Origin of the sequence: Streptomyces sp. NPDC050509, assembly GCF_044457965.1 — a bacterium.
Taxonomy (GTDB): domain Bacteria; phylum Actinomycetota; class Actinomycetes; order Streptomycetales; family Streptomycetaceae; genus Streptomyces.
Genome location: NZ_JBITHL010000004.1, coordinates 284,001 through 309,640, shown reverse-complemented (window position 1 = coordinate 309,640; position 25,640 = coordinate 284,001). Strand labels below are relative to the sequence as shown.

The following is a 25,640-nucleotide window of genomic DNA, read 5'->3' as shown; positions in this document are numbered from 1 at the left end:
CTTGATCCCGCCGAGCCACGCCCCACCGCAGCAGAGCAGTTCGCATTCCCCGAAATCACCATGCCGGAGGTTCACCATGTCCGTGATCATCACCGTGGCAACGACAGGGCCGATTGCCACGAAGGCCGACAACCCCAGCCTCCCGACCAGCCCCGAAGAAATCGCAGCTGCCGTCGCTGACGCCTATACCGAAGGCGCCGCCGTAGCCCACCTTCACTTCCGCGACGCTGCGGGCCGTCCGACCGCCGATCTGGCTGTCGCAGAGCGCACCGTCGGCCTGATCAGGGATGCGTGCCCCATTCTCGTCCAGATCTCGACAGGAGTGGGGCTGGGAGTGGAGTTCGCGGAGCGCGAACGTCTCATCGAGCTGCGCCCGCAAATGGCGACTCTCAATCCGTGCACCATGACCTTCGGCGCCGGCGAGTTCCGCAATCCTCCTGCAGACGTGCGCCGGCTCGCGGCTCGGATGCAGGAACTGGGTGTCAAACCAGAAATGGAGATCTACGACACCGGGCACCTCGACGCCTGCCTTCGCCTCATCGACGAGGGGCTCATTTCCGGCAATCCTCAGTTCAGCATCGTCCTCGGAGTTCGAGGTGGCGCTGCTGCCACACCCGCGAACCTGCTGACCCTGGTCGAACGCCTCCCGGAGAACGCGGTGTGGCAGATCATCGCGATCGGCAAGGCGAACCTGCAGCTGACCGCCATGGGCCTGGCAATGGGTGGTAACGCTCGTGCCGGCCTCGAAGACACACTGTTCCTGCGCAAGGGGGAACTCAGCCCCGGCAACACTCCCCTGGTTCGCCGCACCGTCGATCTCGCGCGGGCCCTCGACCTGCCGACCGCCTCGGTCGACGAGGCCACCCGGATGCTGCAGCTGAATGCGACGCCTACATCCTGACGCCGGCGTTTTCGTCCTGGAGACCTGGCTCACCGAACGCGCCGGCCCCGACGAACTCACCGACGCCGAAGCCGACTTCGAGGCCGCAGACCCCCTGCCCCTGGCCCTGCCCCCGAACACCGTCCCGGCTATCGCCCCGTCGGCAGACCTCACCGGACGGCACCCGCCCCCGCGCATGACCTGACGTCCGGCCCGCACGACAACCACAGCCGACCACCGCGAGCCGACCGCCCAGGCCGGCGCGCACAGCCATACCCGTGCACCTGCCACAACCCCGCGACGCCGACCACGACGCCACGACCTGCGCACCCAGACCTCCCAACGAGCCCAGAAACGACGAGATCCCGTCCGATCGAAATGATCGGACGGGATCTCGTGAACCGCTTACGAGCTAACTCGCGAACAGCCTCTGCGGTGGACCTGAGGGGATTTGAACCCCTGACCCCCTCGATGCGAACGAGGTGCGCTACCAGTCTGCGCCACAGGCCCTTGCAACGAGTGAAACTTTAGCACTCTCCCGGCCGTGGTCGGAAATCCGTCAGCGGCTGGTCACGGGCGCGCGGACCCACGACGGCCGGGGGCCGTCGCGGGTCCGGTTACTCGTTGGCCGCGCGGGGGCGGTCGTCCTCTTCGTCGTACTGGTCGAAGAGCGGGGTCCTGCCGTGGTCGCGGGTGCGGCGCGGGGGTGGGGTGCGGGGGGAGGGTGCCGGGTCCGTCGCCGGTTCGGCCGTGGAGGAGCGGGCCGCGCTCCAGGTCTCCGGGTCGGAGACCTCCACGCCGCTGGAGGCGCGGGGGGCGACCGGGGCCGTGACGTACGTGGGCAGGGGCACCGGGACCGGCTCCCAGCTCTCGCCGCGGGCCGGGCCGTTTTCGCGCTGCTGGTCCACCCACTCCGCGTGGTCGGTCTGCTCGACCAGGGCGCGGCGGCCCGCCTCCTGGGGGGAGACCGTGGCGGCCGGCTCTGGCTCGGGGCAGGGTTCAGGCTCCTGTTCGGGCTCGTCGGCCCCGGGTGCGGAGGGCTGCCGGCGCGGGGAACGGTTCTCGCGCAGCCGCTGGGCGGCGGCCTCGGCCCGGCGCCGGTCCATGGTGAACGCGAAGCGACGCCGCTCCTGGCCGCGCAGATGAACGATGTACGTGCTGAGGAGTATGGCCGGGACCGCGGGCGCCCAGAGGAAGCCCAGACCGCCGACCGCCGCGACGACCGCGCCGAGGGTGAAGGCGAGGAAGAGGAGCATGGTGGTGCGCCGGCGGCGGGCGAGGACCTGGGAGCGCTGGGCGCGCCGGGCGCGTTCCGCCGGTGTGCCCGCGGGGCGCCCGCGCCGTCCGTACGCGGGGCGCTCGGGGGCGGGACGGGGCGCGGGGTGGGGTCCGGGGTCGGGCGCCGCCGGTCTGGGCTGCGCCGACCTGGCCGGTGCGGGGATGTCCGCGTGGGCGCTCAGCCGGACTTCGGTGTGGTCCGGAGGCGCGGCGAAGGCCCGGACGTCGACGGAGCTCATCGACTCCGTACGGCTCTCCGGTTCCGCGTCGGTCCCCGCCTCTTCGGCGGCCCGTCCCTGAAGCTCCTTGGCGTAACGGCGCTCCATGGCCGCCCGTCCGGACAGCAGCCGGATGGCGGTGCTGAAGCGTTCCGTCGGACGTGCCTCGTTCAGCTCGTCCTGCCTGCGGAGCCACATCGGCACCAAATAGGCGGCCCAGGCCCCGACGATGACTGCGTAGATGAGGCCGCTGCTGCTCACGGTTCACACCGTAGAGGGGTTCGCACGAGGGCATCGGCCAATTGGGCCGGTGTGTCGCACGATCCGGCTGATATCACGGACTTTTTTTGTGATTGTTCGTATCGGTTTATGGTCGTATGGAACGTAATATCGAATACTTGTTTTATTTTCTGGTCGTTCCCGGGCGTGCTCTGTGCCAGCGGTGGATCAGCCCCTCGGGCACCTCCTCCGCCGTGAGCACATAGACGAGATGGTCCCGCCAGGCTCCGTCGATGTGGAGGTAACGGGGCCGCAGCCCCTCCTCGCGGAAGCCGAGCTTGTCGACGACGCGGCGGCTGGGCCCGTTCTCGGGGCGGATGCAGATCTCGACGCGGTGCAGCCCCACCATCCGGAAGCAGTGGTCCACGGCGAGCGCGACGGCCGTCGGCATCACTCCGCGCCCCGCCACCTCGCGGTCCACCCAGTAGCCGACATGGCCGGAACACATCGAGCCCCAGGTGATCCCGGCGACCGTGAGCTGGCCGACCAGCCGCCCCTGGTACTCGATGACGAACGGCAGCATCCGGCCGGCGTTCGCCTCGGCGCGGAGATGGCGGACCATCTGGCGGTACGTGGGGCGCTGGGCGACCGGGCCGCCGGGGGGCGGCGGCGGAATCGTCGCCTCCCAGGGGCGCAGCCAGTCGCGGTTACGCCGGTTCACCTCCCGCCAGGCACGCTGGTCGCGCAGCCTTATGGGGCGGAGGGTCACCTCACCGTCCACCAGCATCGTGGGCCAGGCCGGGTTCATCCGGAGACGCGGGGGTGATCGCCGCCGCGGATCTGGTCCACCGCGTGGACGAGCAGCCGGTCGAGTACGGCGAGCCCGTCGCGTACGCCACCGGTCGAGCCGGGCAGGTTCACGATGAGGGTCCGCCCCGCGACACCCGCCAGGCCCCGGGAGAGCGCGGCGGTGGGGACCTTCGCGGCGCCCTCCGCGCGGATCGCCTCCGGGATGCCGGGGATCTCGTGGTCGAGGACGCGGCGCGTGGCGTCCGGAGTGCGGTCGGTGGGCGAGATGCCCGTACCGCCGGTGGTGAGGATCACGTCGTACCCGGCGGCCACGCCCTCGCGCAGGGCCTGTTCGACCGGGTCGCCGTCGGGGACGACCCGCGGGCCGTCGACGGCGAAGCCGAGCGCGCCGAGGCCGTCGGCGAGGAGCGGGCCGCCCTTGTCGGCGTAGACGCCCGCGGCGGCCCGGTTGGATGCCGTGACGACCAGGGCGCGGTACGGCGACCCGCCCGACGTTTCCGGGCGGCCGGGTGGCGGCGTGCTCATGCCGTACCCCCGGCGGCTCCGTCACCGGCCGCCTCCGGGCGGCTCCAGGTCCCGGACCTGCCGCCGGTCTTCTCCTCGACCCGTACGTCCGTGATGACCGCACCCTTGTCGACGGCCTTGACCATGTCGACCACGGTCAGCGCGGCCACCGAGACGGCGGTCAGGGCCTCCATCTCGACGCCGGTGCGGTCCGTGGTCTTCACCGTGGCCAGGATCTCGACCGCGTCGTCCGCGACCGTGAGGTCGAGCGTGACGCCCGACACGGCCAGCGGGTGGCAGAGCGGGATCAGGTCCGGGGTCCGCTTGGCGCCCATGATGCCCGCGATACGGGCCGTGGCGAGGGCGTCCCCCTTGGGCACCCCCCCGCCCCTGAGCAGTTCGACGACGCGCGGCGAGACCAGCACCCGGCCACTGGCGCGCGCGGTGCGCGCCGTGACCTCCTTGGCGGAGACGTCGACCATCCTGGCGGCGCCCGACGCGTCGATGTGGGTCAGGCCGTCCTGTCCCGTCTCGGTCAGGCCGTCCTGATCGCTCGAACCGCTCTCGTCGGCCTGCTGAGGGTGTCCGGGGGTCTCCCCCCGGGAAAACACGGTCATTCGCTGTGGCGCTCCCGGTCCGGGCCCGACAGGGCCTGTGTGGGCAGACACGGTACCGCCACAGCGGGGCGTCAGCCGATCAGAACCACCTCGACCTCCGTGCCGGGCTCGACGGAGACGGTCTCCTCGGGGATCACGATCAGCGCGTCGGCGTGGGCCAGGGCCGCCACGAGGTGGGAGCCCGCGCCGCCGACCGGGGTGACGGCGCCGGCCTCGGCGTCGTACGTACCGCGCAGGAACTGGCGGCGGCCCGCCGGGGACGAGAGCGCCCCGTCCGCCTTGAGGGGCGCTCTGACGGTCGGGCGGTGCAGGTCCTCCAGCCCCATGAGGGCGCGGATCGCCGGGCGGGCGAACAGCTCGAAGGAGACGTAGCACGACACCGGGTTGCCGGGGAACGCGAGCAGCGGGGTGTGCTCAGGGCCGATCGAACCGAACCCCTGGGGCTTGCCCGGCTGCATCGCGACGCGGCGGAAGTCGATCCCGCTGCCCGCCTCGTCCTCGTCCCCCACGGAGGAGAGCGCCTCCTTGACGACGTCGTACGCGCCGACGCTCACGCCTCCCGTGGTGATGACCATGTCGGCGCGGATGAGCTGGTCCTCGATCGTGGCGCGCAGGGTGTCCGCGTCGTCGGTGACGGCGCCGACCCGGTAGGCGAGGGCGCCCGCGTCCCTGGCCGCGGCCGTGAGGGCGAAGCTGTTGGAGTCGTAGATCTGGCCCTCGCCGAGCGACTCGCCCGGCTGGATCAGCTCGCTGCCGGTGGAGAGGACGACCACCCGGGGGCGCGGGCGGACCCGGACCCTGCCCCGGCCGATGGCCGCCAACAGGCCGATCTGCGGCGGGCCGAGGATCGTACCGGCCTTCAGGGCGAGGTCACCGGCGCGTACGTCGCTGCCGCGGGCGCGGACATGGGCGCGGGCCTCGGCCGGGCGGTGGACCCGTACCTCGCCGCTCGCGCCGGCCCCGCCCTGGCCGGCCGGGCGCATCGAGGTGGCCGGGCCGGCGCCCGTACCGCCGTCGGTCCACTCGACCGGGACGACGGCCTCGGCGCCTGGCGGCAGCGGGGCTCCGGTCATGATCCGGGCGGCCTGGCCGGGGCCGACCTCGGGGAGCGTGCCGCTGCCCGCGGCCACGTCCCCGACGACGGTCAGCACGGCGGGGAACTCCTCCGTGGCGCCCGTCACATCGGCCGTACGGACGGCGTACCCGTCCATGGAGCTGTTGTCGAACGGCGGCAGCGCGACCGGAACCGTGACGTCCTCGACGAGGACACAGCCCTGGGCGTCGAGGAGTTGCAGCTCGATGGGGTCGAGCGGACGGACCCCGGCCAGGATGTCCGCGAGATGGTCCTCCACGGACCAGGTCCGGTCCCGCCCGGGGCCCTCGGCCCGGGGCAGGGCCTCGCTCCCCGGGGCCCGGTCCTGCGCCCCGTCAGGCGCCCGGTCCGGCGCCCGCCCCTCGGGCCGGACCTCGGGCCGGTCCTCGGACGGGGCCGGGTCCGGGGCGTCTGCCGTGCTGCTCAAGTGCTACATCTCCTCGCTGACGTAACTGCGGAGCCAGGCCCGGAAGTCCGGGCCCAGGTCTTCACGTTCGCACGCGAGTCTGACAATGGCACGGAGATAGTCGCCCCGGTCACCGGTGTCGTAGCGGCGGCCCTGGAAGACGACGCCGTGGACCGGTCCGCCGACCTTCTCGTCCGCGGAGAGCTGCTGGAGGGCGTCGGTGAGCTGGATCTCACCCCCGCGGCCCGGCTCGGTCGTGCGCAGTATGTCGAAGACGGCGGGGTCCAGCACGTAGCGGCCGATGATGGCGTAATTGCTGGGGGCGTCGGCGGCGTCGGGCTTCTCGACCAGATCGTGCACCTTGACCACGTCGGAATCGCCCGTGGCCTCCACGGCGGCGCAGCCGTACAGGTGGATCTGTGCCGGATCGACCTCCATGAGGGCGATGACGCTGCCGCCCTCCCGCTCCTGGACCTCGACCATGCGCGCGAGCAGCGGGTCGCGCGGATCGATCAGGTCGTCGCCCAGCAGGACCGCGAAGGGCTGGTCCCCGACGTGCGGGGCGGCGCACAGGACGGCGTGTCCGAGGCCCCTGGGGTCGCCCTGGCGCACGTAGTGCATGGTGGCGAGGTCGCTGGACTCCTGGACCTTCGCGAGGCGCCCGGCGTCGCCCTTGCGGGTCAGCGCCTGCTCCAGTTCGTAGTTCCGGTCGAAGTGGTCCTCAAGAGGGCGCTTGTTGCGACCGGTGACCATGAGGACGTCGGAAAGCCCCGCGGCCACCGCCTCCTCGACCACGTACTGGATCGCCGGCTTGTCGACGACCGGCAGCATCTCCTTGGGCGTGGCCTTGGTGGCGGGGAGGAACCGGGTGCCGAGGCCTGCGGCGGGGATGACAGCCTTGGTGATCCTGGAGGGCGAATGAGTCATGCCGGGAGCCTATCCGGTGCTTATGGGCGGAAGATGATGCTCCGGTTAACTTTCGCCTCATACAAGCCCATAGGCGAGGTACGAGAGGTTTGTGATGCCCCGTGAGCGCCGACCTGCCCGACACGCCGGGAAAGAGCGTTCTGCGAAGTGAACTCCTCGCCGCGCGCCGCCTTCTCTCCAGTGAAGACGTACGAAAGGCCGCGCAGGTTCTCTCACGGAGGGCACTGGATCTGCCGGAACTCACCCGCGCCCGCACCGTCGCCGCCTACGTGTCGGTCGGACGCGAGCCGGGCACGCGCGCGTTGCTCGACGCGCTGCGCGCACGGGGCGTCCGGGTCCTGCTGCCGGTGCTGATGGCCGACAACGATCTCGACTGGGCCCCCTACGAGGGCGCAGAACGGCTTGTACGGGCCGGACGGGGACTGCTGGAGCCCGACGGGACCCGACAGGGCCCGGAGGCCGTCCTGGCGGCGGAGACGGTCCTGCTGCCCGGTCTCGCGGTGGACGGGCGCGGGATGCGGCTGGGCCGGGGCGGCGGCTCGTACGACCGGGTCCTGAGCCGGCTGGCGCGGGCGGGCGCCGCGCCGGCGCTGGTGGTGCTCCTGTACGCGAACGAGGTGGTCGCGCGGGTCCCGGAGGAACCGCACGACCACCCCGTACAGGCCGTGGTGACACCGGAGGGCGTCAGACGCTTCGGCACCGCCGCCGGCCGGACCGGCTCGTGAGGCGGGCCGGAGGCGCCTGCCCCGCTACGGCTCCAGCGTCAGCGTGTCCTTCGTGCTGCTCTGCACCGCGTTGGGGGTGAAGGACCAGTCCAGCAGTTCGCCCTTGGCCCACTTCTCCGTCTGGTCGGTGTAGTGCGCGCTGTACGCGTGCCCCGAGGCGCCCGTCAGGTTGATCCAGCGGGACTTGTCCCAGTCACCGACGTTGACGACCATCCGCATGGACGGCACCCAGACGACCTCGTAGCCGCCCGCCGCGTTCCAGCCGGTGGCGTTGACCGACGCCTCGCCGCCGCCGAGATTCCACGGGCCGCGGTTGAGTATCTCCTTGAGGAAACCGGGCCCTTGGGTGCCGAGGGTCTGGTTCTCCAACTGGAGCTGGTGCAGACGGCCCCAGCTCCAACTGGAGACGTCCTTGCCGAGCTTGGCCGTCAACTCCCAGCGCGCGTCCTTCATAGCGCGCTCCAGGAGCCCGTCACGCGTCGTCGTGGCGGTGTCCTTGCGGCTCTTCGGAGAGCTCCACCACTCGTTGTCCTCGTCCTTGACGATGCTGCGCACCACCTCGTACCAGCGGTCGCCGCCGTCCGGCTGCGCCTGGTCGGGGTCGCGCCGGCCGCACTCCCGTACGAGCTGGTCGAGGCCGTCCGCCGGGCCGGTCGAGTCGGCGGGGCGCACGTTGAGGCACTCGTCCTTGACGCGCACCTCCTTGGGAAGCTTGTTCCCGAAGGCCAGCTTGAGGACGTTGCGCCAGACCGCGTTGAAGTAGGCGGCGGCACCCGAGTCGGGCTCCTGGGTGTAGTCCCAGCCTTCGAGGAGCTTCTGCGCCTCGCGGATGGACGGGTCCGAGACATCGATCTTGAGCAGGTAGGGCATCAGCACCTTGGCGATCTCGCTGCTGTTGTCCATCTGCATGGTCTGCATGTCGTCGGTCGAGATCTTCCCGCCGTCCTTGGTCTTCGACTCGATCAGGTCGTTGATCCGCTGGCTGCGGGCGCCGTAGCCCCAGTCCTCGGTGAGCAGGTACGGGTACTTCTCCGCGTTCACGACGGCCTGGTTGGCGGTGACGATGTAGCCGCGCTCGGGGTTGTACTCGTACGGCAGCTCGTCGAAGGGGATGTACCCCTTCCACTTGTACTTCGGGTCCCAGCCCGGCGCCGGCATCGTGCCGTCGCCCTCGGCGCGTATCGGGATCCGGCCGGGTGCCTGGTAGCCGATGTTGCCCTTGGTGTCCGCGTAGATGAGGTTCTGCGAGGGAACCTCGAAGTGCTCGGCAGCCTTGCGGAAGCCGGTGAAGTCCTCGGCCCTGTTGAGCTCGAAAACGGCGTCCATGGACTTGCCGGGCTGGAGCGCGGTCCACTCCAGGGAGACCGCGTAGCCGGTGCCGCGGTCCGGGGCGACATCGCCGACCGGGGCCTTCTCACCGACCTTCTCCAGCTCGCCGTCGCGGTCGGAGACCACAGGACCGTGGTCCGTCGAACGGACCGTGATCTTCCTGCTCGTGCCACCGGCGACCTTGATGGTCTCCTGACGGGTCTTGAACTTCTTCTTCTGCGACCCGTACTGGTACGTGTCGCCGCTGACCTTCTCCAGGTACAGGTCGGTCACGTCCGCACCGAGGTTGGTGAAGCCCCAGGCGATGTTCTGGTTGTGGCCGATGATCGCTCCGGGCACCCCCGCGAAGGTGTAGCCGGCGACGTCGTACTTGCAGGTCGGCGAGACGCTGCGGCAGTGCAGTCCCATCTGGTACCAGAGCGAGGGGAGCTGCGGCGCGAGGTGCGGGTCGTTGGCGAGGAGCGGCTTGCCAGTCGTCGTGTACTCGCCCGAGACGACCCAGGAGTTGGAGCCGATGCCGCTGCCGTTCGGGCCGAGCAGGGCGGGGATCTCGTCCAGGGTGCTGGAGAGGGCGCCGAGCTGCGCTTCGAGGCCCTGCGCGGCGCCGGCGGCGCTGGAGGACCGCAGGGAGACGTTGGAGCCCGTGGCCGTTCCTGTGCCTGTGCCTGTGCCTGTGCCTGTGCCTGTGCCGTCGATGGTCGAGCCGGTGCCGGTACCGGTACCGCTGCCGAGTCCTGTGCCCGTACCGGCGCCGGTGCCGGTGCTGTCGCCGGTGGGCTCGGCCTCGGGGTCGTACGTGCCCGTCACCGGGTCGATCCCGCCCTCGCTGACGATGGGCTTGTTCCGGTCGTACGGGTACGACGGGTACAGGTCCTTGATCTGCTGCTCGCTCAGGCGGCTGGTCAGCAGCGAACGGTCGATCTCGTCCTGCATGTTGCCGCGCAGGTCCCAGGCCATCGCCTTGAGCCAGGCCACCGAGTCGACCGGGGTCCACTTCTGCGGCGTGTAGTCGTTGGTGAAGCTCAGGGCCGCGTACTCGACCGAGATGTCCTTGCCGTCGCGGCCCTTGAGGTACTCGTTGACCCCGTCCGCGTACGCCTGGAGGTTCTTCTTGGTCTCCGCCGACAGCTCGGTGTCGTACTCGCGCTGCGCGACTCCGCGCCAGTCCAGGGTGCGCAGGAAGGTATCGGTCTTGACCTGCCCCTTCCCGAACATCTCGGAGAGCCGGCCGGCGGTCATGTGCCGCCGTACGTCCATCTCCCAGAAGCGGTCCTGCGCCTGGACGTATCCCTGCGCGCGGAACAGGTCGGTGTCGCTGTTCGCGTAGATCTGGGGGACGCCGTAACTGTCGCGCCGGACGTCCACGGGGCCTGACAGGCCCTTGAGCGTGACGGTCCCCGCGGTCTGGGGGAATGAGGCTCGGACCGTACTGACGCCCCAGAACGCGCCGTAACCGACACCCGCGACAAGCGCCAGCACCAGGACGATCACGATCAGACGGGCGCGTCGCCCCTTCTTTTTGACGGAAGGGGGGGCTGTGTTGGCGGGCATCGCTGTCCTTCGAGGGGCAGGGTGGTCCTGGAATGCTGGAGCAACCATAGGCGCAGGGGTTCCGCGCCCCCGACGCGGTGTCATGTAGTGCGACTGATCCGACGATCACAAAATGATCACACAGAGATTGACACATGGATTCCTCGACGAATTCACCACGCTTCGCCCCTGTCGTACCGCCCCGTACGCCTGGCGCACCCCTCGACCGCGATGGAAATCACATCAACGCTCGTACTGGCGATCGAAAGCGTCAAGAAAACGTTAAAGATTAGGTAAGGTAACGAAGTACCGGCTCCCGGAGGAACGATCCGGCGTGCGCGAGGGGAAGGATCGGCCGCTGTCTGTTCACCATCTCAATGAACTGCTGCTCATCAGCTCGCTCGTGCTGCTGATCGCGGTCGCCGCCGTCCGGATCTCGTCCCGGAGCGGCCTCCCCAGCCTGCTGCTGTACCTGGGGATCGGTGTCGTCATAGGGCAGGACGGCCTCTTCCACGTGAAGTTCGACAACGTCGAACTGACCCAGGTGATCGGCTACGCCGCACTGGTGGTGATCCTGGCCGAGGGGGGCCTGGGCACCAAGTGGAAGGAAGTGAAACCGGCGCTGCCCGTCGCCGCCGCCCTGTCGACGGTGGGGGTCGCGGTGAGCGTCGGCGTCACCGCGTCCGCCGCCCACTATCTGATCGGCCTGGACTGGCGGCAGGCGCTGATCATCGGGGCCGTCGTCTCCTCGACGGACGCGGCGGCGGTCTTCTCCGTGCTGCGCAGGGTGCCGCTGCCGTCCCGGGTCACCGGGGTGCTGGAGGCCGAGTCCGGGTTCAACGACGCCCCCGTGGTGATCATGGTGGTCGCGCTCTCGGCGGCGGGGCCGGTCGAGCACTGGTACCTCCTCGTCGGCGAGATCGTCCTGGAACTGGCGATCGGCGCGGTCATCGGGCTCGCGGTCGGCTGGGCGGGCGCCTTCGGGCTGAAGCGCGTGGCACTGCCCGCCTCCGGGCTCTACCCGATCGCTGTGATGGCCATCGCGGTGTCGGCGTACGCGGTCGGCGCCACGGCGCACGGCAGCGGCTTCCTCGCCGTCTACATCGCCTCCATGATCCTCGGAAACTCCAAACTGCCGCACGCCCCGGCGAACCGCGGCTTCGCGGAGGGGCTGGGCTGGATCGCGCAGATCGGCATGTTCGTCCTGCTCGGCCTGCTGGTGACACCGCACGAACTGGGCGACGACTTCCTGCCCGCCCTGATCGTCGGCCTGGTCCTGACGGTGGTGGCCCGGCCGCTGTCCGTCCTGATCAGCCTGCTGCCCTTCCGGATCCCCTGGCAGGAGCAGGCCCTGATGTCGTGGGCGGGACTGCGCGGCGCGGTGCCCATCATCCTGGCGACCATCCCGATGGTCTCGCAGGTGCAGGGCAGTCTGCGGATCTTCAACATCGTCTTCATCCTGGTCGTCGTGTACACGCTGGTGCAGGGGCCGACGCTGCCGTGGCTGGCGAAGGCACTGCGGCTCGGGCGCTCCTCCGAGGCTTCCGACCTGGGCATCGAGTCGGCACCGCTGGAACGGCTGCGCGGCCACCTCCTCTCCGTGGCGATCCCCGCGGGGTCGAAGATGCACGGCGTGGAGGTGGCGGAACTGCGACTGCCACCGGGGTCCGCGGTGACCCTGGTCGTACGGGACGAGAAGAGCTTCGTACCGCTCCCCGCGACCGTGCTGCGCCGCGGCGACGAACTGCTCGTGGTGGCGACCGATCCGGTACGGGACGCGGCGGAGCGGCGACTTCGGGCAGTCGGACAGGGCGGAAAGCTGGCCGGCTGGCTGGGCACGGGCAACGGCGCCGGCAACGGTGTGGGTACGGGAGCGGGCGCGGGCGGCAAGCTCCCGTGACCGCCCGGTGGGCGTGAGACGGGCGCGGGGCGCAGGGTGCACGATGAGCGCTGGGCAATCACAGGCCTGCACTCGCTGTGATCGGGCTTTCTCAGGCACACAGGAACAGGTGCCTGTACGATGAAGGCGCAGGTGATCAACTGTTGCGACATCTGACACTGCACACCTGCATCTGACATCTACATCTGAACGTCTGCATCCAACATCTGCATCTACTGATCGACCAACTCTGCCTGACGCAGTGCTGGCGCGACCGTATGGCGGCCGTGGCTGTCCCCTCAGTGGGCCCTGGTATCTACCGCAGTTCCGCGCAAGAGGACAGCTCTCGGCTGCGCCCGCCCCCGTGACCGACGGAGGCCGTACAGGGGCGCGCTACCAGGTGGCAGAAAGGCATGGGCCGTGTCCCGCAACACGGTCGACACCGGCGCAGACACCGGCGCTGTCGAGGCGGAGGGCGCGACGCCCCGCCCGGGCTACGGACGGCTGCTGCGCACCCCCGGTGCCTGGACATTCCTGATCCCCGGCTTCGCCGCACGACAGCCCTTCGCGATGCTGACGATCGGCATCGTCCTTCTTGTCCAGCACACCACCGGCTCGTACGGCACTGCTGGTGCCGTCGCGGCGGTCACCGGTGTGTCCATGGCACTCTTCGCCCCGCAGAGCGGCAAGCTCGCGGACCGGTACGGGCAGCGTGCCGTCCTGGTACCGGGCGTGATGATCCACGCGGCGTCCGTGGCGGCGCTGGTCGCGCTCACGCTGGGGGGCGCTCCGCTCTGGGCGCTGTTCGCCGCGGCCCTCCCGACCGGCGCCTCCGTCCCGCAGATCGGCCCCATGGTCCGCGCACGCTGGGCAGCGCTGCTGGGCCCCTCCGCCCCGGCCCCCGGTCCCGGCCCGGGCTCGGGTTCGGACGCAGGCCCGGGCCCGGGTGCCCGGGACTCTTCGTCCCTGCTGCCGACGGCTGCCGCCTTCGAGTCCGTGACGGACGAATTCACCTTTGTCATCGGCCCTGTGCTGGCGACCGCGCTCTGCGCCGGAATCCATCCGGCCGCCGGACTGATCGCCGAGGCCACCCTCACGCTGGTGGGCGGGCTGCTCTTCGCGGCCCAGCGCGCCACGGAACCCCGGTCGGCCCAGCACGGCGGGGCGGACGGCTCCCCCGGGCCGCGCGTATCCGCGCTCTCCGTGCCCGGCGTACGCGTACTGGCTGTGGCCCTCCTCGGGATCGGTTCGGTCTTCGGCGGTATGCAGGTCTCTCTCACCGCGTTCGCCGAGGAGATCGGCGACCCCGGTGTGAACGGCCTCCTCTACGGGATCTTCGCGGCGGGCAACATGCTCGCCGGCCTCGTCTGCGGCGCCGTGGCCTGGAAGACAGGGCCGCGGCGCAGGCTGCTGGTCGGGTACGCGGCACTGGCCCTGGCCGCCTCCGTGCTCTGGACGGCGCACTCGGTACCTCTGCTCGCCGGCCTCGGGCTGCTGGTCGGCCTCTGCATCGCACCCGCGCTGATCACGAGCTACACGCTGGTCGAGTCGCTGGTGCCCGCCTCGGCGCGCACCGAGGCCTTCACCTGGCTGACCGGCGCGGTCGCGCTCGGGCAGGCGGCAGCGGTCACCGCCGCCGGACAACTGGCCGACGCCCATGGCGCGAGCGCCGGATTCCTGGTCCCGCTCGTGGGCACGGCGCTGGCCCTGGCCACCCTCGTGGCGCTGCGTTCGCGGCTCGCCCCGAAGGCCTCGGGACGGGTCAGCGCGCGTGGGATGAGTCACCGCACGCCGGTGACAGTGGACTGATCGCTCGGAATACGTCACTATGGAGCGTCGTTAGCACTCATTGAGTGAGAGTGCCAGGAGGAGCAAGTGCCGACCTACCAGTACCAGTGCACCCAGTGTGGCGAGGGCCTCGAGGCGGTGCAGAAGTTCACCGATGACGCCCTCACGGTGTGCCCGAGTTGCGAAGGACGCCTGAAGAAGGTCTTCTCCGCGGTCGGCATCGTCTTCAAGGGCTCCGGGTTCTACCGCAACGACAGCCGTGGCTCGTCGTCGAGCAGCGCGCCCGCGGCGGCGAGTTCCTCGGGGTCCTCCGGGTCCGGCGCTTCGGGTGCGAAGCCGTCCTCGGACTCCACCAAGGCCGCGGCGTCCGCCTCGTCCTCGTCTTCGAGCTCCGGATCCTCCTCGGGTGGGTCCAGTTCTTCGAGCTCCGGCTCGTCGAGCAGTTCCAGCGGCTCGTCGGCCGCCTGATTTTCCTCCTTTCACCGCCAGGGCCCCGCCGTTCCGTACGGTCGGGGTCCTTCGCGTACGGATCCGCCTCCGTGCACGTACGGATCCGCCTCCGTGCACGTACGGGACCTGCCTCCGTGGTCCCGACGGGCCCGTACCAGGTGCGGGTCGGCGAGTCCGGCTAGTGTGATCGGATGGCGAATGCAGAGATCGGCGTGATCGGTGGCTCCGGCTTCTACTCCTTTCTGGAGGACGTGACCGAAGTCCAGGTGGAGACCCCGTACGGACCGCCCAGCGACTCTCTCTTCCTCGGCGAGATCGCCGGCCGGAAGGTCGCGTTCCTGCCCCGGCACGGGCGCTCGCACGACCTCCCTCCTCACCGCATCAACTACCGCGCCAATCTGTGGGCCCTGCGCTCCGTCGGCGTGAGGCAGGTCCTGGGGCCGTGCGCGGTGGGCGGACTGCGGCCGGAGTTCGGCCCGGGCACACTGCTCGTACCCGATCAACTGGTGGACCGTACGAAGGCCCGTGCCCAGACGTACTACGACGGGCTGCCGCTGCCGGACGGCAGCGCCTCCAAAGTCGTCCATGTCTCGCTCGCCGATCCGTACTGTCCCGAAGGGCGCAGGACAACCCTGGCGGCGGCGCGGGGGCGCGACTGGGAGCCGGTGGACGGCGGAACGCTCGTCGTCATCGAAGGCCCGCGCTTCTCCACCCGGGCGGAGTCGCGCTGGCATGCGGCGATGGGTTGGTCGGTCGTCGGGATGACCGGTCACCCCGAGGCCGTACTCGCTCGTGAACTGGGTCTCTGCTACACCTCCATGACGCTCGTGACGGACCTGGACGCGGGGGCCGAGGCCGGTGAGGGGGTCTCCCACGAAGAGGTCCTCAAGGTCTTCGCCTCCAATGTGGACCGGCTGCGCACCGTGCTTTTCGACGCCGTGGCCGGACTGCCGTCGAACGAGACACGTGACTGTCTGTGTGCGCACGCGCTGGACGGGATGGACACCGGGATTCAACTGCCCTGATCCCGCTGTGCCTTGATTCCCGCCGAGCCTTGATCTTGGATTGCCCTGCTCCCGCTCGGACCATGCGCGGACGCGGGGAAATTCGCCGGGCGGAGCCCTGAACCACCCTTGCGGGTGAGGGAGTTATCCACAATCGGGAACTGATCCACAGGCCGCAGCAGGATCTCGCCGGGCGGTGCATCGTGAGGAGCGATCGCAGAACTTCTCACGTCAGGCGGTGTTCGCCATGTCCCGTTCGTTCGCGCATGATCCCTCCCGCGCGCCCGCGCCTCCCCCGTCCCCGCTCTCGTCGTTCTCCCCGCTTCCCCCTTTTCTTCCGTCCGGTGCCGCGCCCGAGCCGCGCGAGGTGCCACCCTTCGCCCCGCTGCGCGTGGGTGGATCGCGGCAGCGGCTGCGCAGGGCTCTGATGAAACGGCGGCGGGCGACGGCGGCCGGTCTGGCCGTGACGGCCGCCGCGCTGGCCGCCGCCGGAGCGGGTGGCGCGGCCGGCGGGACCGCGGGCGCCGATGCCCGTGCGGAGGCCGCCGCGGGCGCCCTGGCGTCCTCGCCGCCGCCCCGGCGGCAACGGGCGCCTCGGCCGGTGAGGATGGTGTCCGCGCCCGTGCGTATCGCCGACGCGGCTACGGTCCGGCTGCTGCGCCGGGGAGACCGCGTCGATGTGATCGCGTCCGCGGCACCGCCACCGGGGTCGGCGGGGATCGGGGAGGGCGGGCCCGAGGCGCGTGTGGTGGCTGTGGGCGCCCGGGTCTCCGATGTCCCCAAGGCTCCGGAGATCTCCTCGGACGGCGGGGCGCTGATCGTGCTGTCCGTGCCGCGCGCCACCGCCACGGCGCTGGTCGGCGCGAGCGCCACCTCACAGCTGGCGGTGACGCTGTGCTGATCCGTGCGGTGTGGAGTCGGGTAGTGCGGAGTCGGGTGGTGCGGGGCGTCGCGACGCGGGTGCGGCCGGTTGCGGGGCGGCTGCTCCGGGCCGGGGCGGAGCTGGTCCGCGCTGCGCGGACTCGTACTGGCGAGCTGCTACGTCGCCTGATCGCGTGTGCGGATTGGACAGCGCGGGCACGCGCTGCCGTAGGTTGCGGGACAGATTGTCACCCCTACAGCACATGTGAAGAAAGGCTCACTCGTGAGCGAGAAGAAGGAGAGCGTTCTCGAAGGCTTCAAAGCCTTCCTGATGCGCGGCAACGTGATCGACCTCGCGGTGGCGGTGGTTATCGGGGCAGCGTTCACCAACGTGGTGACCGCGGTCGTCAAGGGCGTCATCAACCCGGTGGTCGGCGCGTTCGGCACGCAGGATCTGAACAAGTACAGCTCGTGCCTCAAGTCGCCGTGCGAGACGAACGACGCCGGCGAGGTCGTCAAGGGCATTCCGATCATGTGGGGAACGGTGCTGAGCGCGGTTCTCACGTTCCTGATCACGGCAGCCGTCGTGTACTTCCTGATGGTGCTGCCGATGGCCAAGTACCTCGCCCGGCGCGCCAGGCAGCAGGCCGCCAAGGAAGAGGTCCAGGAGGTCATGGAGGTCAGCGAGCTGGAGGTGCTCAAGGAGATCAGGGACACCCTGGTCGCGCAGCGCGGCTCGGGGCAGAACGGCCCGGGACAGAGCACGCCTTAGCGGCGGGCCGTGCTGGAGCGGCGCCCCGCCCGGGGCGCTCGGCTCAGATGTGGTGGGGCGGCTTCTCGTCGAGGAAACGGGCGAGATCGGCGGCGCTGCCGCCGCTTCCGGCGGCGCGTTCCCCCCAGCCGTCGTCGGTGTCGTCCGAGGACTGCTGGTCCAGCGGATCGTCGAAGACCAGCGCGGTGGGCGGGCGCGGGGGCCCGGTCGGCCGCCGGGGCTCCGAGGGCTGCTCCGCGGGGGCCGGCTCGGGGGTGGGGGCGGTGCTCATACCCCCAGGGTACGGGGGCGCGTACGGAGCCGGGACGTGCGTGGACGAACGGTGGACGGCGCCCGCGCCCGGGATCGGCCGACGCGCGCGCGGCCCGCCTCCCGCCCCACCGTCGCCTCCGCCGCCCCACGCTCCGCCCTCCTCCGCCGGTTCTCCGGCGTCCAGCGCCTCACTGCCCGAGGCACGTGGTACGCATTGGGTTCATGGCATCGAATGACGCACTCACCGACGTGGCGGGCCTCCGGGTAGGGCACGCCCAGGTGGCCGGGGATCGCGCGCTCACCGGCACCACCGTCGTACTCGCCCCGGAGGGCGGGGTGGTCACCGCCGTGGACATACGGGGCGGCGGGCCGGCCACGAAGGAGACCGACGCACTCGACCCACGCAATATCGTCCAGCGCACGGAGGCCGTCGTGCTGACGGGCGGCAGCGCGTACGGGCTCGACTCGGCGTCCGGCGTGATGGCCTGGCTGGAGGAGCGCGGGCGCGGCATACGGGTCGGCCCCGACCCGGGTCAGGTGGTTCCCGTCGTCCCGGCGGCGGGCATCTTCGACCTGGGACGCGGCGGCGACTGGCGGATCCGGCCCGACGCGGCGACGGGGCGTGCGGCGGTGGAGGCGGCGGCAGCGTCGGAGGGCGGGGCGCCGGTCGCGGAGGGCTGTGTGGGCGCGGGGGTCGGCGCCCTCGCCGGACAGCTCAAGGGCGGCGTGGGGACGGCGAGTACCGTGCTGGACTCCGGAATCACCGTCGCCGCGCTGGTCGTGGCCAACGCGGCGGGCTCCGTGGTCGATCCGCTGACCGGCGTGCTGTACGGGCGTTACTTCAGCGGTCGTACGGAGTACCCGTCGTCTGAGGTACACCAGGCGGCGCAACGGCGACTGGCCGAGTTGAGCGAGCGGAACGGCCCCGCTCCGCTCAACACCACCCTGGCGGTCGTCGCCACCGACGCCGAACTGTCCCGTGCCCAGGCGCAGAAGCTCGCGGGGACGGCGCACGACGGCATCGCGCGCGCCGTCCGCCCCGTGCATCTGCTCAACGACGGGGACACAGTTTTCGCGCTGGCGACGGGAGTTCAGCCGTTGGCCGAGGGGAATTTGCTCGCTCTCAACGCGATACTGGGAGCGGGTGCTGATGTGGTGACCAGGGCGATCGTCTCGGCCGTACGTGCGGCGGAGGGGGTCGACAGCCCTGGCGGGACGTTCCCTTCGTACCGTGAGCTGTACGGGCTCGACTGAGGGGAGTGTCCGACGAGTTGGCAAGAGGCGCGCGGGAACTTCACGTACGCCCCCTTCGTTTTCCCAAACTTAGGACGCGATGTCAGCCCTAGGCACTACGTTATGCAATCACCAAGTGACATGTGGCGACGGCCTGGAGACCCATCTTGAACGATCCCTACGAGACAACCGAGACGCACCTCGAGCGACTCCTGGGTCGGGCACTCAACTCCTTCGACCTGCCTGACGCACTGGTCGATCGACTCGACCGTGCGCTGGCGCACGCCAGCTCGCTGTGTTCCGCGCACCACAGTGCGGGGCTGCATCGCGAGACGTACCGGCACACCTATCTGCTCAACGACGGCAGCGCGTTCAGCCTGTGGGAGCTGGTGCACAACACCGGCCGGGACGGCGCGCGGCTGCACGAGCTGTACGGGGACGAATCCGAGGCCCAGCTCGCGGCGGCACGCCTGTGCCGTCCGGGCAGCCCGGAGGCGCCGCGGCTTTCATCGGCCGATCCGGACCGGCAGGACGGCGAGGCGTACTGGGAAGAACGAGGATGCCTGGACGACGATCTCCGTGAGGAGGACCCTCGACATCGCGAGACGGCCCTGGACGATCTCGCGACCGATCTGCTCGCGGAGCTGGAGTCGGAGCGCACGGCCGAGATCGACGCTCATCTCGCGTTGATCCGCGGTTTGCGTGCGCTGCCCGCTCCGGCGCCCACGCCGCGGCACCGGCTCTACTCGCCCGACAACTCCCCGGACCACGCCCGCAGGGTGCTGCGCCGGGCGGAGAACGCGGACTGCCCGGGTGAGGAGACCAAGCTGCTGCTGAAGACGGCGTTCGCGCATCACATCACGCAGGTCTTCGGCCGGCAGTGCCAGGTCGAGGGCAAGGACGCGGGGTTCATGCTCTACGAGCACGCGTTCCTGCTGATCGACGGCACCGAGACGAGCCTGTGGGAGGTGGAGCACACGGCGACGCCGGACGGTCGGCACATGTGTGAGGTGTACGAGGCCGAACAGACGGCGCGCGAAGCCATGGAGCTTCGCGCGCGGGTCCTGTGAGGGCCGGCCGGGGCTGAGGGGAACCGGACCGGGAGGAAGGGGCGTACGGCCCGCCAGGGGTGGGACGGACCGTACGACCTGCCGGGAGGGCACCGGGGTGGGTCGGCGCGGGGCTCAGACGCTCGCCGGCACCTTGGCTTCCGCTCCGGCTCCGTCCGCTCCGCCCGCGCCGGTGGCTCCGGCGTCGGCGGCCTGGTCCGGGCGGCTGGTCTTCCTGGCTCCCTTGAGCAGGATGACCAGTCCGGCGGTGACGGCCGTACCCGCCGCGATCGCGATCAGGTAGAGGAACGGGTTGCCGATCAGCGGGATCACGAAGATGCCGCCGTGCGGGGCCCGCAGCGTGCACTCGAAGAGCATCGAGAGCGCGCCGGTCACCGCGCCGCCCGCCATCGCGGACGGGATCACCCGCAGCGGGTCGGCCGCGGCGAACGGGATCGCGCCCTCGGTGATGAAGGAGGCGCCGAGCACCCAGGCGGCCTTGCCGTTCTCGCGTTCGGTACGGGTGAACAGCTTGCCTCGTACGGTCGTGGCGAGCGCCATGGCCAGCGGCGGGACCATGCCCGCCGCCATCACGGCGGCCATGACCTTCAGGCTGCCCTCGTTGGGGTTGGCGAGACCGCCGACGGCGAAGGCGTAGGCGACCTTGTTCAGCGGGCCGCCGAGGTCGAAGCACATCATCAGACCGAGGATGACGCCCAGGATGACCGCGTTGGCCCCGGAGAGGCCGGACAGCCAGTCGGACAGGGCCTCCTGGAGCGAGGCGATCGGTTTGCCGACCACCAGGAACATCAGGAATCCGACGACCGCGGAGGCGACCAGGGGGATCACGACGACCGGCATGATGCCGCGCAGCGCGGCGGGCACCTTGACCCGCTGGATCGCCATCACCACGCCACCGGCGATCAGACCGGCGGCGAGGCCGCCGAGGAAGCCTGCGTTGATGGTGAGGGCGATGGAGCCGCCCACGAAGCCGGGTACGAGACCGGGGCGGTCGGCCATCCCGTACGCGATGTAGCCCGCGAGGACGGGCACCAGGAAGCCGAAGGCCAGGCCGCCGATCTGGAAGAGCAGAGCGGCCCAGCTCATGCTCTCCGTCCAGACGAAGTGTTCGGCGACGGAAGGAGCCTTGTCGACGGTGTAGCCACCGATGGCGAAGCCGAGGGCGATGAGGAGTCCGCCCGCCGCGACGAACGGGACCATGTAGCTGACGCCGGACATCAGCCACTTGCGCAGTTTGGTGCCGTAACCCTCGCCCGGCTCCCCCGCGTCGTCCACGGGCGAGCTGTGGGCGCCCGCGCCGGTGACCTCGCCGCGCTCGGCCTTGCCGCGCACCTCGGCGATCAGTTCGGCGGGACGGTTGATGCCGGCCTTCACGGCGACGTCGACCGTGGGCTTCCCGGCGAAGCGTTCCTTCTCCCGTACGGGCACGTCGTGCGCGAAGATCACGCCGTCGGCGGCGGCGATGACGGCCGGGTCGAGCCGACTGAAGCCGGAGGAGCCCTGCGGTTCGACGACGAGCTCGACACCGGCGTGCTGTCCGGCCTGCTCCAGAGCCTCGGCGGCCATGTAGGTGTGCGCGATGCCGGTGGGGCAGGAGGTGACTGCGACGATCCGGAAGACCTGATCCTCGGCGGCGCCGGCGGCCGGTGCCTCCGCCGTCGGAACCTTCGCCGTCGGAGTCACTGCCGTCGGAGTCACTGCCGCCGGAGTCTCTGCCTTCGGAGCCTTCGCCGTCGGTACCTCGGCCGGCGCCTTCTCCTGGGCGTTCCCCGCGGGCTCGTCCGGGGTCTTGGACGGTTCGGCCGCCGCCGGGGCGGTCGTCGTGGGTTCCGTCGTCGTGGGCTCCTCGCCGCGGATCAGGGCGGCCGTCGCCGAGGCGTCCGTGGCCGAGCGGAGCGCCGTGGTGAAGTCCTCGTTCATCAGGCGGCGGGCCAGGGCGGAGAGGATCGTGAGGTGCGCGTCGTCGGCGCCGGCCGGGGCCGCGATCAGGAAGATCAGGTCGGCGGGCCCGTCGGGGGCGCCGAAGTCGATGCCCCGCGCCGAGCGGCCGAAGGCCAGGGTCGGTTCACCGACGTGCGCGCTGCGGCAGTGCGGGATGCCGATGCCGCCGTCGAGCCCGGTCGGCATCTGCGCCTCGCGCGCGGCCACGTCGGCCAGGAAGCCGTCCAGGTCGGTGACCCGGCCCAGGGCCACCATTCGCTCGGCCAGCGAGCGGGCCGCTGCTTCCTTTGTCTCGGCGGCCAGGTCGAGGTCGACCAGGTCCGCGGTGATCATGTCGCTCATCGCGGGCTCCTTTGCTCGCTTATCGCGCGGTTCGGGTCCAGAAGAGGAAGGGGAACGGGAAGGAGGACGGGGAAGAACAAGGAGGTCATGAGGCGGGCTCCCTGAGCAGGCGGTCCAGCGGGATGTCGGCGGTCACCGTGACCGCCGCCGGGTCCAGGTCCCCGGGCGCCGGCATCACGCTGCCCGGGAGCTGCACCGCCGCCGCGCCGTGCGCGACGGCCGACGCGAGCGCCTCCGGGCCCTCGCCGCCCGCCGCCAGGAACCCGGCGAGCGAGGCGTCGCCCGCACCGACGTTACTGCGGACCGTGGTGACCGTGGCGGAGCCGAAGTACGTCCCCGTCTCCGCGACCAGGAGCTGGCCGTCCGCGCCGAGGCTGGCGAGGACGGAGGCCGCACCGTACGTGCGCAGCTCCTCCGCCGCCTTGACGGCGTCTCCGACGGTCGTGAGGGGGCGGCCGACGGCCTGGGCCAGTTCCTCGGCGTTCGGCTTGACGACGTCCGGCCGCTCGCGCAGGGCGGCCAGCAGCGAGGGGCCCGAGGTGTCGAGGGCGATCCTCGCCCCGGCGTGGTGGGCGCCGGCGACGAGTTCGGCGTACCACTCGGGGGCCAGTCCGCGCGGGAGGCTGCCGCAGCAGGCGATCCAGGCGGAGGAGGCGGAGTGGGTGCGGATCTGTGTGCGCACCACGGCGAGCAGCGACTCCGACTCGGCCGCGGTCAGCTCCGGGCCCGGCGCGTTGATCTTGGTCAGGGTGCCGTCTGGCTCCGCGAGCGCGATGTTGGACCGGGTCGCCCCCGCGACCGGCACCGGCGCGACCTCTATCCCCTGCCCGGCCAGCAGCTCGGCGACCAGCGCCCCCGGGGCGCCCCCGAGAGGCAGCACGGCGACCGTGCGGCGGCCGGCCGCAGCGACGGCGCGGGAGACGTTGACGCCCTTGCCGCCGGGGTCCATGCGTTCGGCCGTGGCCCGCAGCACCTCGCCTCGGTCGAGGGACGGGACCTCGTACGTACGGTCCAGGCTCGGGTTGGGGGTGACGGTGAGAATCATGCGGCGCTCCTAAACACACAGCACTTCGGTGCCCGCGGCCTCGACCGCCGCGACATCCGAAGGGCTGAGCCCGCTGTCGGTGATGAGCAGATCGACATCGGCGAGCGTGCCGAAGCGCGCGAAGTGCTCCTGGCCGTGCTTCGCCGAGTCGGCGAGCAGCACCACGCGCCGCGCCGCGCCGACGAGAGCGCGCTTCACCGCGGCTTCGGCGAGGTCGGGGGTGGTGAGCCCGCCTTCGGGGGAGAAACCGTTGGTGCCGAGGAAGACGACATCGGCGCGGATCTCCCCGTACGCCCGCAGCGCCCAGGCGTCGACGGCGGCACGCGTACGGTTGCGGACCCGCCCGCCGACCAGGTGGAGGTCGATCCCCGGGTGGTCGGCGAGGCGGGCGGCGACGGGCAGGGAGTGGGTCACGACGGTGAGCCCGCACTCCAGCGGCAGCTCCGCCACGAGCCGCGCGACGGTCGAACCGGCGTCCAGGATCACGCTGCCGTCCCGCGGCAGCTCCGCGAGCGCCGCGTGCGCGATGCGGTCCTTCTCGTCGGCGGCGGTGGACTCACGCTCGGCCAGGTCGGGCTCGAAGTCCATCCGCCCGGCCGGTATGGCCCCGCCGTGCACGCGGCGGACGAGGCCGGCCCGGTCGAGGGCCTTCAGATCACGCCGTACGGTCTCCGCGGTGACCTGGAACTGCTCGGCGAGCGACAGCACATCGACACGTCCGCCCTCACGGGCCAGGCGCAGGATCTCCTGCTGACGCTCCGGTGCGTACATGTGGGTTTACGTCCGTTCCGTGCCCGAACCTGTGGTTTCGGCGACACGCTACGCCCGCATTTCCAGAAAGTAAACAGATTCGGGCGAACTGCGGACACGATCGGTCATCCACTTCAGTCATCCCTCTTCGGCCCTCGCCTTGGCCGGGAGCGCGAACATCATGGTGAAGATGGCCGCGAGCACGGCCGCAACCCACCACAGGGCGTGCTGGAAGCCGTCGGCGAAGGCCACGCGCATCGCGTTCGCCGGCCGGTCGTCGACCACTCCGAAGAAGACCACCGACACCAGTCCGAGCCCCAGCGCGTTGCCCATCTGCTGCGTGGTGTTGATCAGGCCCGACGCCGAGCCCGAGTGTTCGCGGGGGACGCCCGAGAGCACCGCGTCCGTCAGCGGGGCCACGATCAGGCCCATGCCCGCGCCCATGACCAGCAGGGGCGGCGCCATCTGCCAGGAGGTGATCTCCAGGCCGTACCGCCCGGCCGCGCCGATGTAGAGCAGCAGCCCGGCGATCATCGTCAGCGCGCCCGTCTGGAGGACCTTGCGGCCGAAGCGCGGGACCAGTTTCTGTACGGAGAGGCCGGCCGCGACCGATACGGCGAGCGAGAACGGCACCCCCGTGAGCCCCGCGCGCAACGGGCTCCAGCCGAGGCCGATCTGCATGTACAGCGTCCAGACCAGGAAGAAGATGCCCATCGCGACACCGAAGGTGAGCTGGAGGGCGACGCCCGCGGCGAAACTCTTGACCCGGAACAGCGACAGCTCGATCAGCGGTGAGCCGTCCTTGCGCGCCTTCCTCCGCTCGTACGCCACCAGCACCGCCAGGACGACGAGGCTGCCGGCCATGCAGATGTGGCCCCACAGCGGCCAGCCCAGTTCGCGCCCGCGGGTGAGGGGGTAGACCAGCATCAGCAGCGCTCCCGTCACCAGCACCACACCCACCAGGTCGAGCCGGAGCGCCTTGGGCGCCTTGGACTCGACGATGAACCTGCGGCCGAGCAGCACCCCCGCCACGCCGACCGGCAGGTTGATGAGGAAGATCGGGCGCCATTCGAGGCCGAAGAGGTTCCACTGGGTGAGCAGCGCGCCGAGCAGCGGGCCCGACACGGCTCCGAGGCCGACGATCGCGCCGAACAGTCCGAAGACCTTGCCGCGTTCGTGGGCGGGGAAGGTGACATGGATGATCGACAGCACCTGGGGCACCATCATCGCGGCCATCGCGCCCTGGAGCAGCCGCGAACCGACCAGCATCTCGGGGCCGGTGGCGAAGCCGCAGAGCGCGGAGGCGACCGTGAAGCCGCTGATACCGATCAGGAAGAGCCGCTTGCGGCCGTATATGTCACCGAGACGGCCGCCGGTGATCAGTCCGGCCGCGAAGGCGAGCGCGTATCCGGCGGTGATCCACTGGATGGCCCCGAAGGTGGCGCCGAGGTCCCGTTCGATGCTCGGGATCGCGATGTTGACGATGGTGACATCGACCAGGTCCATGAAGGCGGCCGTCATGACCACGGCCAGGGCCAGCCAGCGGCGGCGGTCGCCGTCCTCCGGGCCCCGCCCCGAGGACGTTTCGGGGACACCAGGGACACCGGGGACACCGGGGACGCCTGGGGCAGTGGCCGGGGACGGGGCTGCCGAAGAGGTGGTGGGTGAGCTCATGGGGCACAAGCTAGGGAGCATCTAGGTCCGCCCATGTCCTAGA

Annotated in this window: 23 protein-coding genes and 1 tRNA gene; 11 read left to right on the top strand and 13 right to left on the bottom strand. The window is 70.9% G+C overall.

The window, feature by feature from the left end:
* Nucleotides 1-76: 76 nt before the first annotated feature.
* Together ACIBJC_RS13820 and ACIBJC_RS13815 are read left to right on the top strand one after the other, a co-directional pair.
* Entirely contained in the window at nucleotides 77-901 is an 825-nt protein-coding gene (locus ACIBJC_RS13820; protein ID WP_326611835.1) for a 3-keto-5-aminohexanoate cleavage protein, read from the top strand.
* Complete coding sequence (locus ACIBJC_RS13815; protein WP_399291767.1) at nucleotides 882-1,085, top strand: hypothetical protein; 204 nt, start codon at nucleotides 882-884, stop codon at nucleotides 1,083-1,085. The genes ACIBJC_RS13820 and ACIBJC_RS13815 overlap by 20 nt, the downstream gene beginning before the upstream one ends.
* 231 nt (nucleotides 1,086-1,316) lie before the next feature.
* Here the strand turns inward: ACIBJC_RS13815 and ACIBJC_RS13810 are convergent.
* From ACIBJC_RS13810 to galU, 7 genes are all read right to left on the bottom strand, one after another.
* Nucleotides 1,317-1,390 (bottom strand) — tRNA-Ala (locus ACIBJC_RS13810).
* Between the two features lie 107 nt (nucleotides 1,391-1,497).
* On the bottom strand, nucleotides 1,498-2,637 hold the full coding sequence (gene glpR / locus ACIBJC_RS13805) for a gephyrin-like molybdotransferase receptor GlpR (protein WP_399291766.1): 1,140 nt from the start codon (nucleotides 2,635-2,637) through the stop codon (nucleotides 1,498-1,500).
* A gap of 142 nt (nucleotides 2,638-2,779) precedes the next feature.
* Nucleotides 2,780-3,403, bottom strand: a complete 624-nt coding sequence (locus tag ACIBJC_RS13800; RefSeq protein ID WP_399291764.1) for a GNAT family N-acetyltransferase — start codon at nucleotides 3,401-3,403, stop codon at nucleotides 2,780-2,782.
* Nucleotides 3,400-3,930 carry a molybdenum cofactor biosynthesis protein B gene (locus ACIBJC_RS13795; protein WP_399291762.1) on the bottom strand — a complete coding sequence of 177 codons (531 nt, stop codon included), beginning with the start codon at nucleotides 3,928-3,930 and terminating at the stop codon, nucleotides 3,400-3,402. The genes ACIBJC_RS13800 and ACIBJC_RS13795 overlap by 4 nt, the downstream gene beginning before the upstream one ends.
* On the bottom strand, nucleotides 3,927-4,526 hold the full coding sequence (moaC, locus tag ACIBJC_RS13790) for a cyclic pyranopterin monophosphate synthase MoaC (RefSeq protein WP_399291760.1): 600 nt from the start codon (nucleotides 4,524-4,526) through the stop codon (nucleotides 3,927-3,929). Before moaC ends, ACIBJC_RS13795 begins: the two co-directional genes overlap by 4 nt.
* Before the next feature lie 71 nt (nucleotides 4,527-4,597).
* Complete coding sequence (gene glp / locus ACIBJC_RS13785; protein WP_399292330.1) at nucleotides 4,598-5,920, bottom strand: gephyrin-like molybdotransferase Glp; 1,323 nt, start codon at nucleotides 5,918-5,920, stop codon at nucleotides 4,598-4,600.
* Between the two features lie 129 nt (nucleotides 5,921-6,049).
* Nucleotides 6,050-6,952 carry a UTP--glucose-1-phosphate uridylyltransferase GalU gene (gene galU, locus ACIBJC_RS13780; RefSeq protein WP_399291758.1) on the bottom strand — a complete coding sequence of 301 codons (903 nt, stop codon included), beginning with the start codon at nucleotides 6,950-6,952 and terminating at the stop codon, nucleotides 6,050-6,052.
* A 101-nt stretch (nucleotides 6,953-7,053) separates the two neighbouring features.
* Here galU and ACIBJC_RS13775 point away from each other — a divergent pair, with 101 nt between their 5' ends.
* The gene (locus ACIBJC_RS13775; protein ID WP_399291756.1) at nucleotides 7,054-7,677 is read left to right on the top strand and encodes a 5-formyltetrahydrofolate cyclo-ligase; all 624 of its coding nucleotides are present in this window, start codon (nucleotides 7,054-7,056) and stop codon (nucleotides 7,675-7,677) included.
* Nucleotides 7,678-7,701: 24 nt separating this feature from the next.
* Here the strand turns inward: ACIBJC_RS13775 and ACIBJC_RS13770 are convergent, their stop codons facing one another.
* On the bottom strand, nucleotides 7,702-10,557 hold the full coding sequence (locus tag ACIBJC_RS13770) for a penicillin acylase family protein (RefSeq protein ID WP_399291754.1): 2,856 nt from the start codon (nucleotides 10,555-10,557) through the stop codon (nucleotides 7,702-7,704).
* A gap of 313 nt (nucleotides 10,558-10,870) precedes the next feature.
* Here ACIBJC_RS13770 and ACIBJC_RS13765 point away from each other — a divergent pair, with 313 nt between their 5' ends.
* The 6 genes from ACIBJC_RS13765 (at nucleotide 10,871) to ACIBJC_RS13740 (ending at nucleotide 17,290) form a co-directional block, all read left to right on the top strand.
* Nucleotides 10,871-12,436, top strand: a complete 1,566-nt coding sequence (locus tag ACIBJC_RS13765) for a potassium/proton antiporter (protein WP_399291752.1) — start codon at nucleotides 10,871-10,873, stop codon at nucleotides 12,434-12,436.
* Nucleotides 12,437-12,919: 483 nt separating this feature from the next.
* A complete protein-coding gene (locus ACIBJC_RS13760) occupies nucleotides 12,920-14,224 on the top strand; it encodes an MFS transporter (protein ID WP_399292329.1) in 1,305 nt (434 codons plus the stop codon).
* Nucleotides 14,225-14,290: 66 nt separating this feature from the next.
* Nucleotides 14,291-14,671, top strand: a complete 381-nt coding sequence (locus ACIBJC_RS13755; protein WP_399291750.1) for an FmdB family zinc ribbon protein — start codon at nucleotides 14,291-14,293, stop codon at nucleotides 14,669-14,671.
* A gap of 173 nt (nucleotides 14,672-14,844) precedes the next feature.
* Nucleotides 14,845-15,678 carry an S-methyl-5'-thioadenosine phosphorylase gene (locus ACIBJC_RS13750; protein ID WP_399291748.1) on the top strand — a complete coding sequence of 278 codons (834 nt, stop codon included), beginning with the start codon at nucleotides 14,845-14,847 and terminating at the stop codon, nucleotides 15,676-15,678.
* Between the two features lie 370 nt (nucleotides 15,679-16,048).
* Nucleotides 16,049-16,558 carry a hypothetical protein gene (locus tag ACIBJC_RS13745; RefSeq protein WP_399291746.1) on the top strand — a complete coding sequence of 170 codons (510 nt, stop codon included), beginning with the start codon at nucleotides 16,049-16,051 and terminating at the stop codon, nucleotides 16,556-16,558.
* A 291-nt stretch (nucleotides 16,559-16,849) separates the two neighbouring features.
* Nucleotides 16,850-17,290, top strand: coding sequence for an MscL family protein (locus ACIBJC_RS13740; protein WP_399292327.1), 441 nt, complete (start codon nucleotides 16,850-16,852; stop codon nucleotides 17,288-17,290).
* A 43-nt stretch (nucleotides 17,291-17,333) separates the two neighbouring features.
* Here ACIBJC_RS13740 and ACIBJC_RS13735 read toward each other — a convergent pair whose 3' ends face one another.
* Nucleotides 17,334-17,561, bottom strand: coding sequence for a hypothetical protein (locus ACIBJC_RS13735; RefSeq protein ID WP_399291744.1), 228 nt, complete (start codon nucleotides 17,559-17,561; stop codon nucleotides 17,334-17,336).
* A 203-nt stretch (nucleotides 17,562-17,764) separates the two neighbouring features.
* Between ACIBJC_RS13735 and ACIBJC_RS13730 the strand changes: the two genes are divergently transcribed.
* Complete coding sequence (locus tag ACIBJC_RS13730) at nucleotides 17,765-18,796, top strand: P1 family peptidase (RefSeq protein WP_399291742.1); 1,032 nt, start codon at nucleotides 17,765-17,767, stop codon at nucleotides 18,794-18,796.
* 191 nt (nucleotides 18,797-18,987) lie between these two features.
* On the top strand, nucleotides 18,988-19,845 hold the full coding sequence (locus ACIBJC_RS13725) for a DUF6227 family protein (protein ID WP_399292326.1): 858 nt from the start codon (nucleotides 18,988-18,990) through the stop codon (nucleotides 19,843-19,845).
* A gap of 114 nt (nucleotides 19,846-19,959) precedes the next feature.
* Here the strand turns inward: ACIBJC_RS13725 and ACIBJC_RS13720 are convergent, their stop codons facing one another.
* The 4 genes from ACIBJC_RS13720 to ACIBJC_RS13705 all read right to left on the bottom strand — a co-directional run bounded on the left by ACIBJC_RS13720 (nucleotide 19,960) and on the right by ACIBJC_RS13705 (nucleotide 25,597).
* Complete coding sequence (locus ACIBJC_RS13720) at nucleotides 19,960-22,128, bottom strand: fructose-specific PTS transporter subunit EIIC (RefSeq protein WP_399291740.1); 2,169 nt, start codon at nucleotides 22,126-22,128, stop codon at nucleotides 19,960-19,962.
* An 85-nt stretch (nucleotides 22,129-22,213) separates the two neighbouring features.
* Complete coding sequence (pfkB, locus tag ACIBJC_RS13715; RefSeq protein ID WP_399291738.1) at nucleotides 22,214-23,173, bottom strand: 1-phosphofructokinase; 960 nt, start codon at nucleotides 23,171-23,173, stop codon at nucleotides 22,214-22,216.
* Between the two features lie 9 nt (nucleotides 23,174-23,182).
* Nucleotides 23,183-23,944 (bottom strand): DeoR/GlpR family DNA-binding transcription regulator, encoded by a 762-nt coding sequence (locus ACIBJC_RS13710; RefSeq protein ID WP_399291736.1) that lies wholly within the window; start codon nucleotides 23,942-23,944, stop codon nucleotides 23,183-23,185.
* 117 nt (nucleotides 23,945-24,061) lie between these two features.
* Nucleotides 24,062-25,597: an MFS transporter gene (locus tag ACIBJC_RS13705; protein ID WP_399291734.1), complete on the bottom strand. Its 1,536-nt coding sequence runs from the start codon at nucleotides 25,595-25,597 to the stop codon at nucleotides 24,062-24,064.
* Nucleotides 25,598-25,640 lie beyond the last annotated feature (43 nt).

Coding starts and splice junctions, on each gene's coding strand:
- ACIBJC_RS13820 (WP_326611835.1), top strand. CDS start 77: ATGTCCGTGATCATCACCGTGGCAACGACAGGGCCGATTGCCACGAAG.
- ACIBJC_RS13815 (WP_399291767.1), top strand. CDS start 882: ATGCGACGCCTACATCCTGACGCCGGCGTTTTCGTCCTGGAGACCTGG.
- ACIBJC_RS13800 (WP_399291764.1), bottom strand. CDS start 3,403: ATGAACCCGGCCTGGCCCACGATGCTGGTGGACGGTGAGGTGACCCTC.
- ACIBJC_RS13795 (WP_399291762.1), bottom strand. CDS start 3,930: ATGAGCACGCCGCCACCCGGCCGCCCGGAAACGTCGGGCGGGTCGCCG.
- moaC (WP_399291760.1), bottom strand. CDS start 4,526: ATGACCGTGTTTTCCCGGGGGGAGACCCCCGGACACCCTCAGCAGGCC.
- galU (WP_399291758.1), bottom strand. CDS start 6,952: ATGACTCATTCGCCCTCCAGGATCACCAAGGCTGTCATCCCCGCCGCA.
- ACIBJC_RS13770 (WP_399291754.1), bottom strand. CDS start 10,557: ATGCCCGCCAACACAGCCCCCCCTTCCGTCAAAAAGAAGGGGCGACGC.
- ACIBJC_RS13750 (WP_399291748.1), top strand. CDS start 14,845: ATGGCGAATGCAGAGATCGGCGTGATCGGTGGCTCCGGCTTCTACTCC.
- ACIBJC_RS13740 (WP_399292327.1), top strand. CDS start 16,850: ATGCGCGGCAACGTGATCGACCTCGCGGTGGCGGTGGTTATCGGGGCA.
- ACIBJC_RS13735 (WP_399291744.1), bottom strand. CDS start 17,561: ATGAGCACCGCCCCCACCCCCGAGCCGGCCCCCGCGGAGCAGCCCTCG.
- ACIBJC_RS13730 (WP_399291742.1), top strand. CDS start 17,765: ATGGCATCGAATGACGCACTCACCGACGTGGCGGGCCTCCGGGTAGGG.
- ACIBJC_RS13720 (WP_399291740.1), bottom strand. CDS start 22,128: ATGAGCGACATGATCACCGCGGACCTGGTCGACCTCGACCTGGCCGCC.
- pfkB (WP_399291738.1), bottom strand. CDS start 23,173: ATGATTCTCACCGTCACCCCCAACCCGAGCCTGGACCGTACGTACGAG.
- ACIBJC_RS13710 (WP_399291736.1), bottom strand. CDS start 23,944: ATGTACGCACCGGAGCGTCAGCAGGAGATCCTGCGCCTGGCCCGTGAG.
- ACIBJC_RS13705 (WP_399291734.1), bottom strand. CDS start 25,597: ATGAGCTCACCCACCACCTCTTCGGCAGCCCCGTCCCCGGCCACTGCC.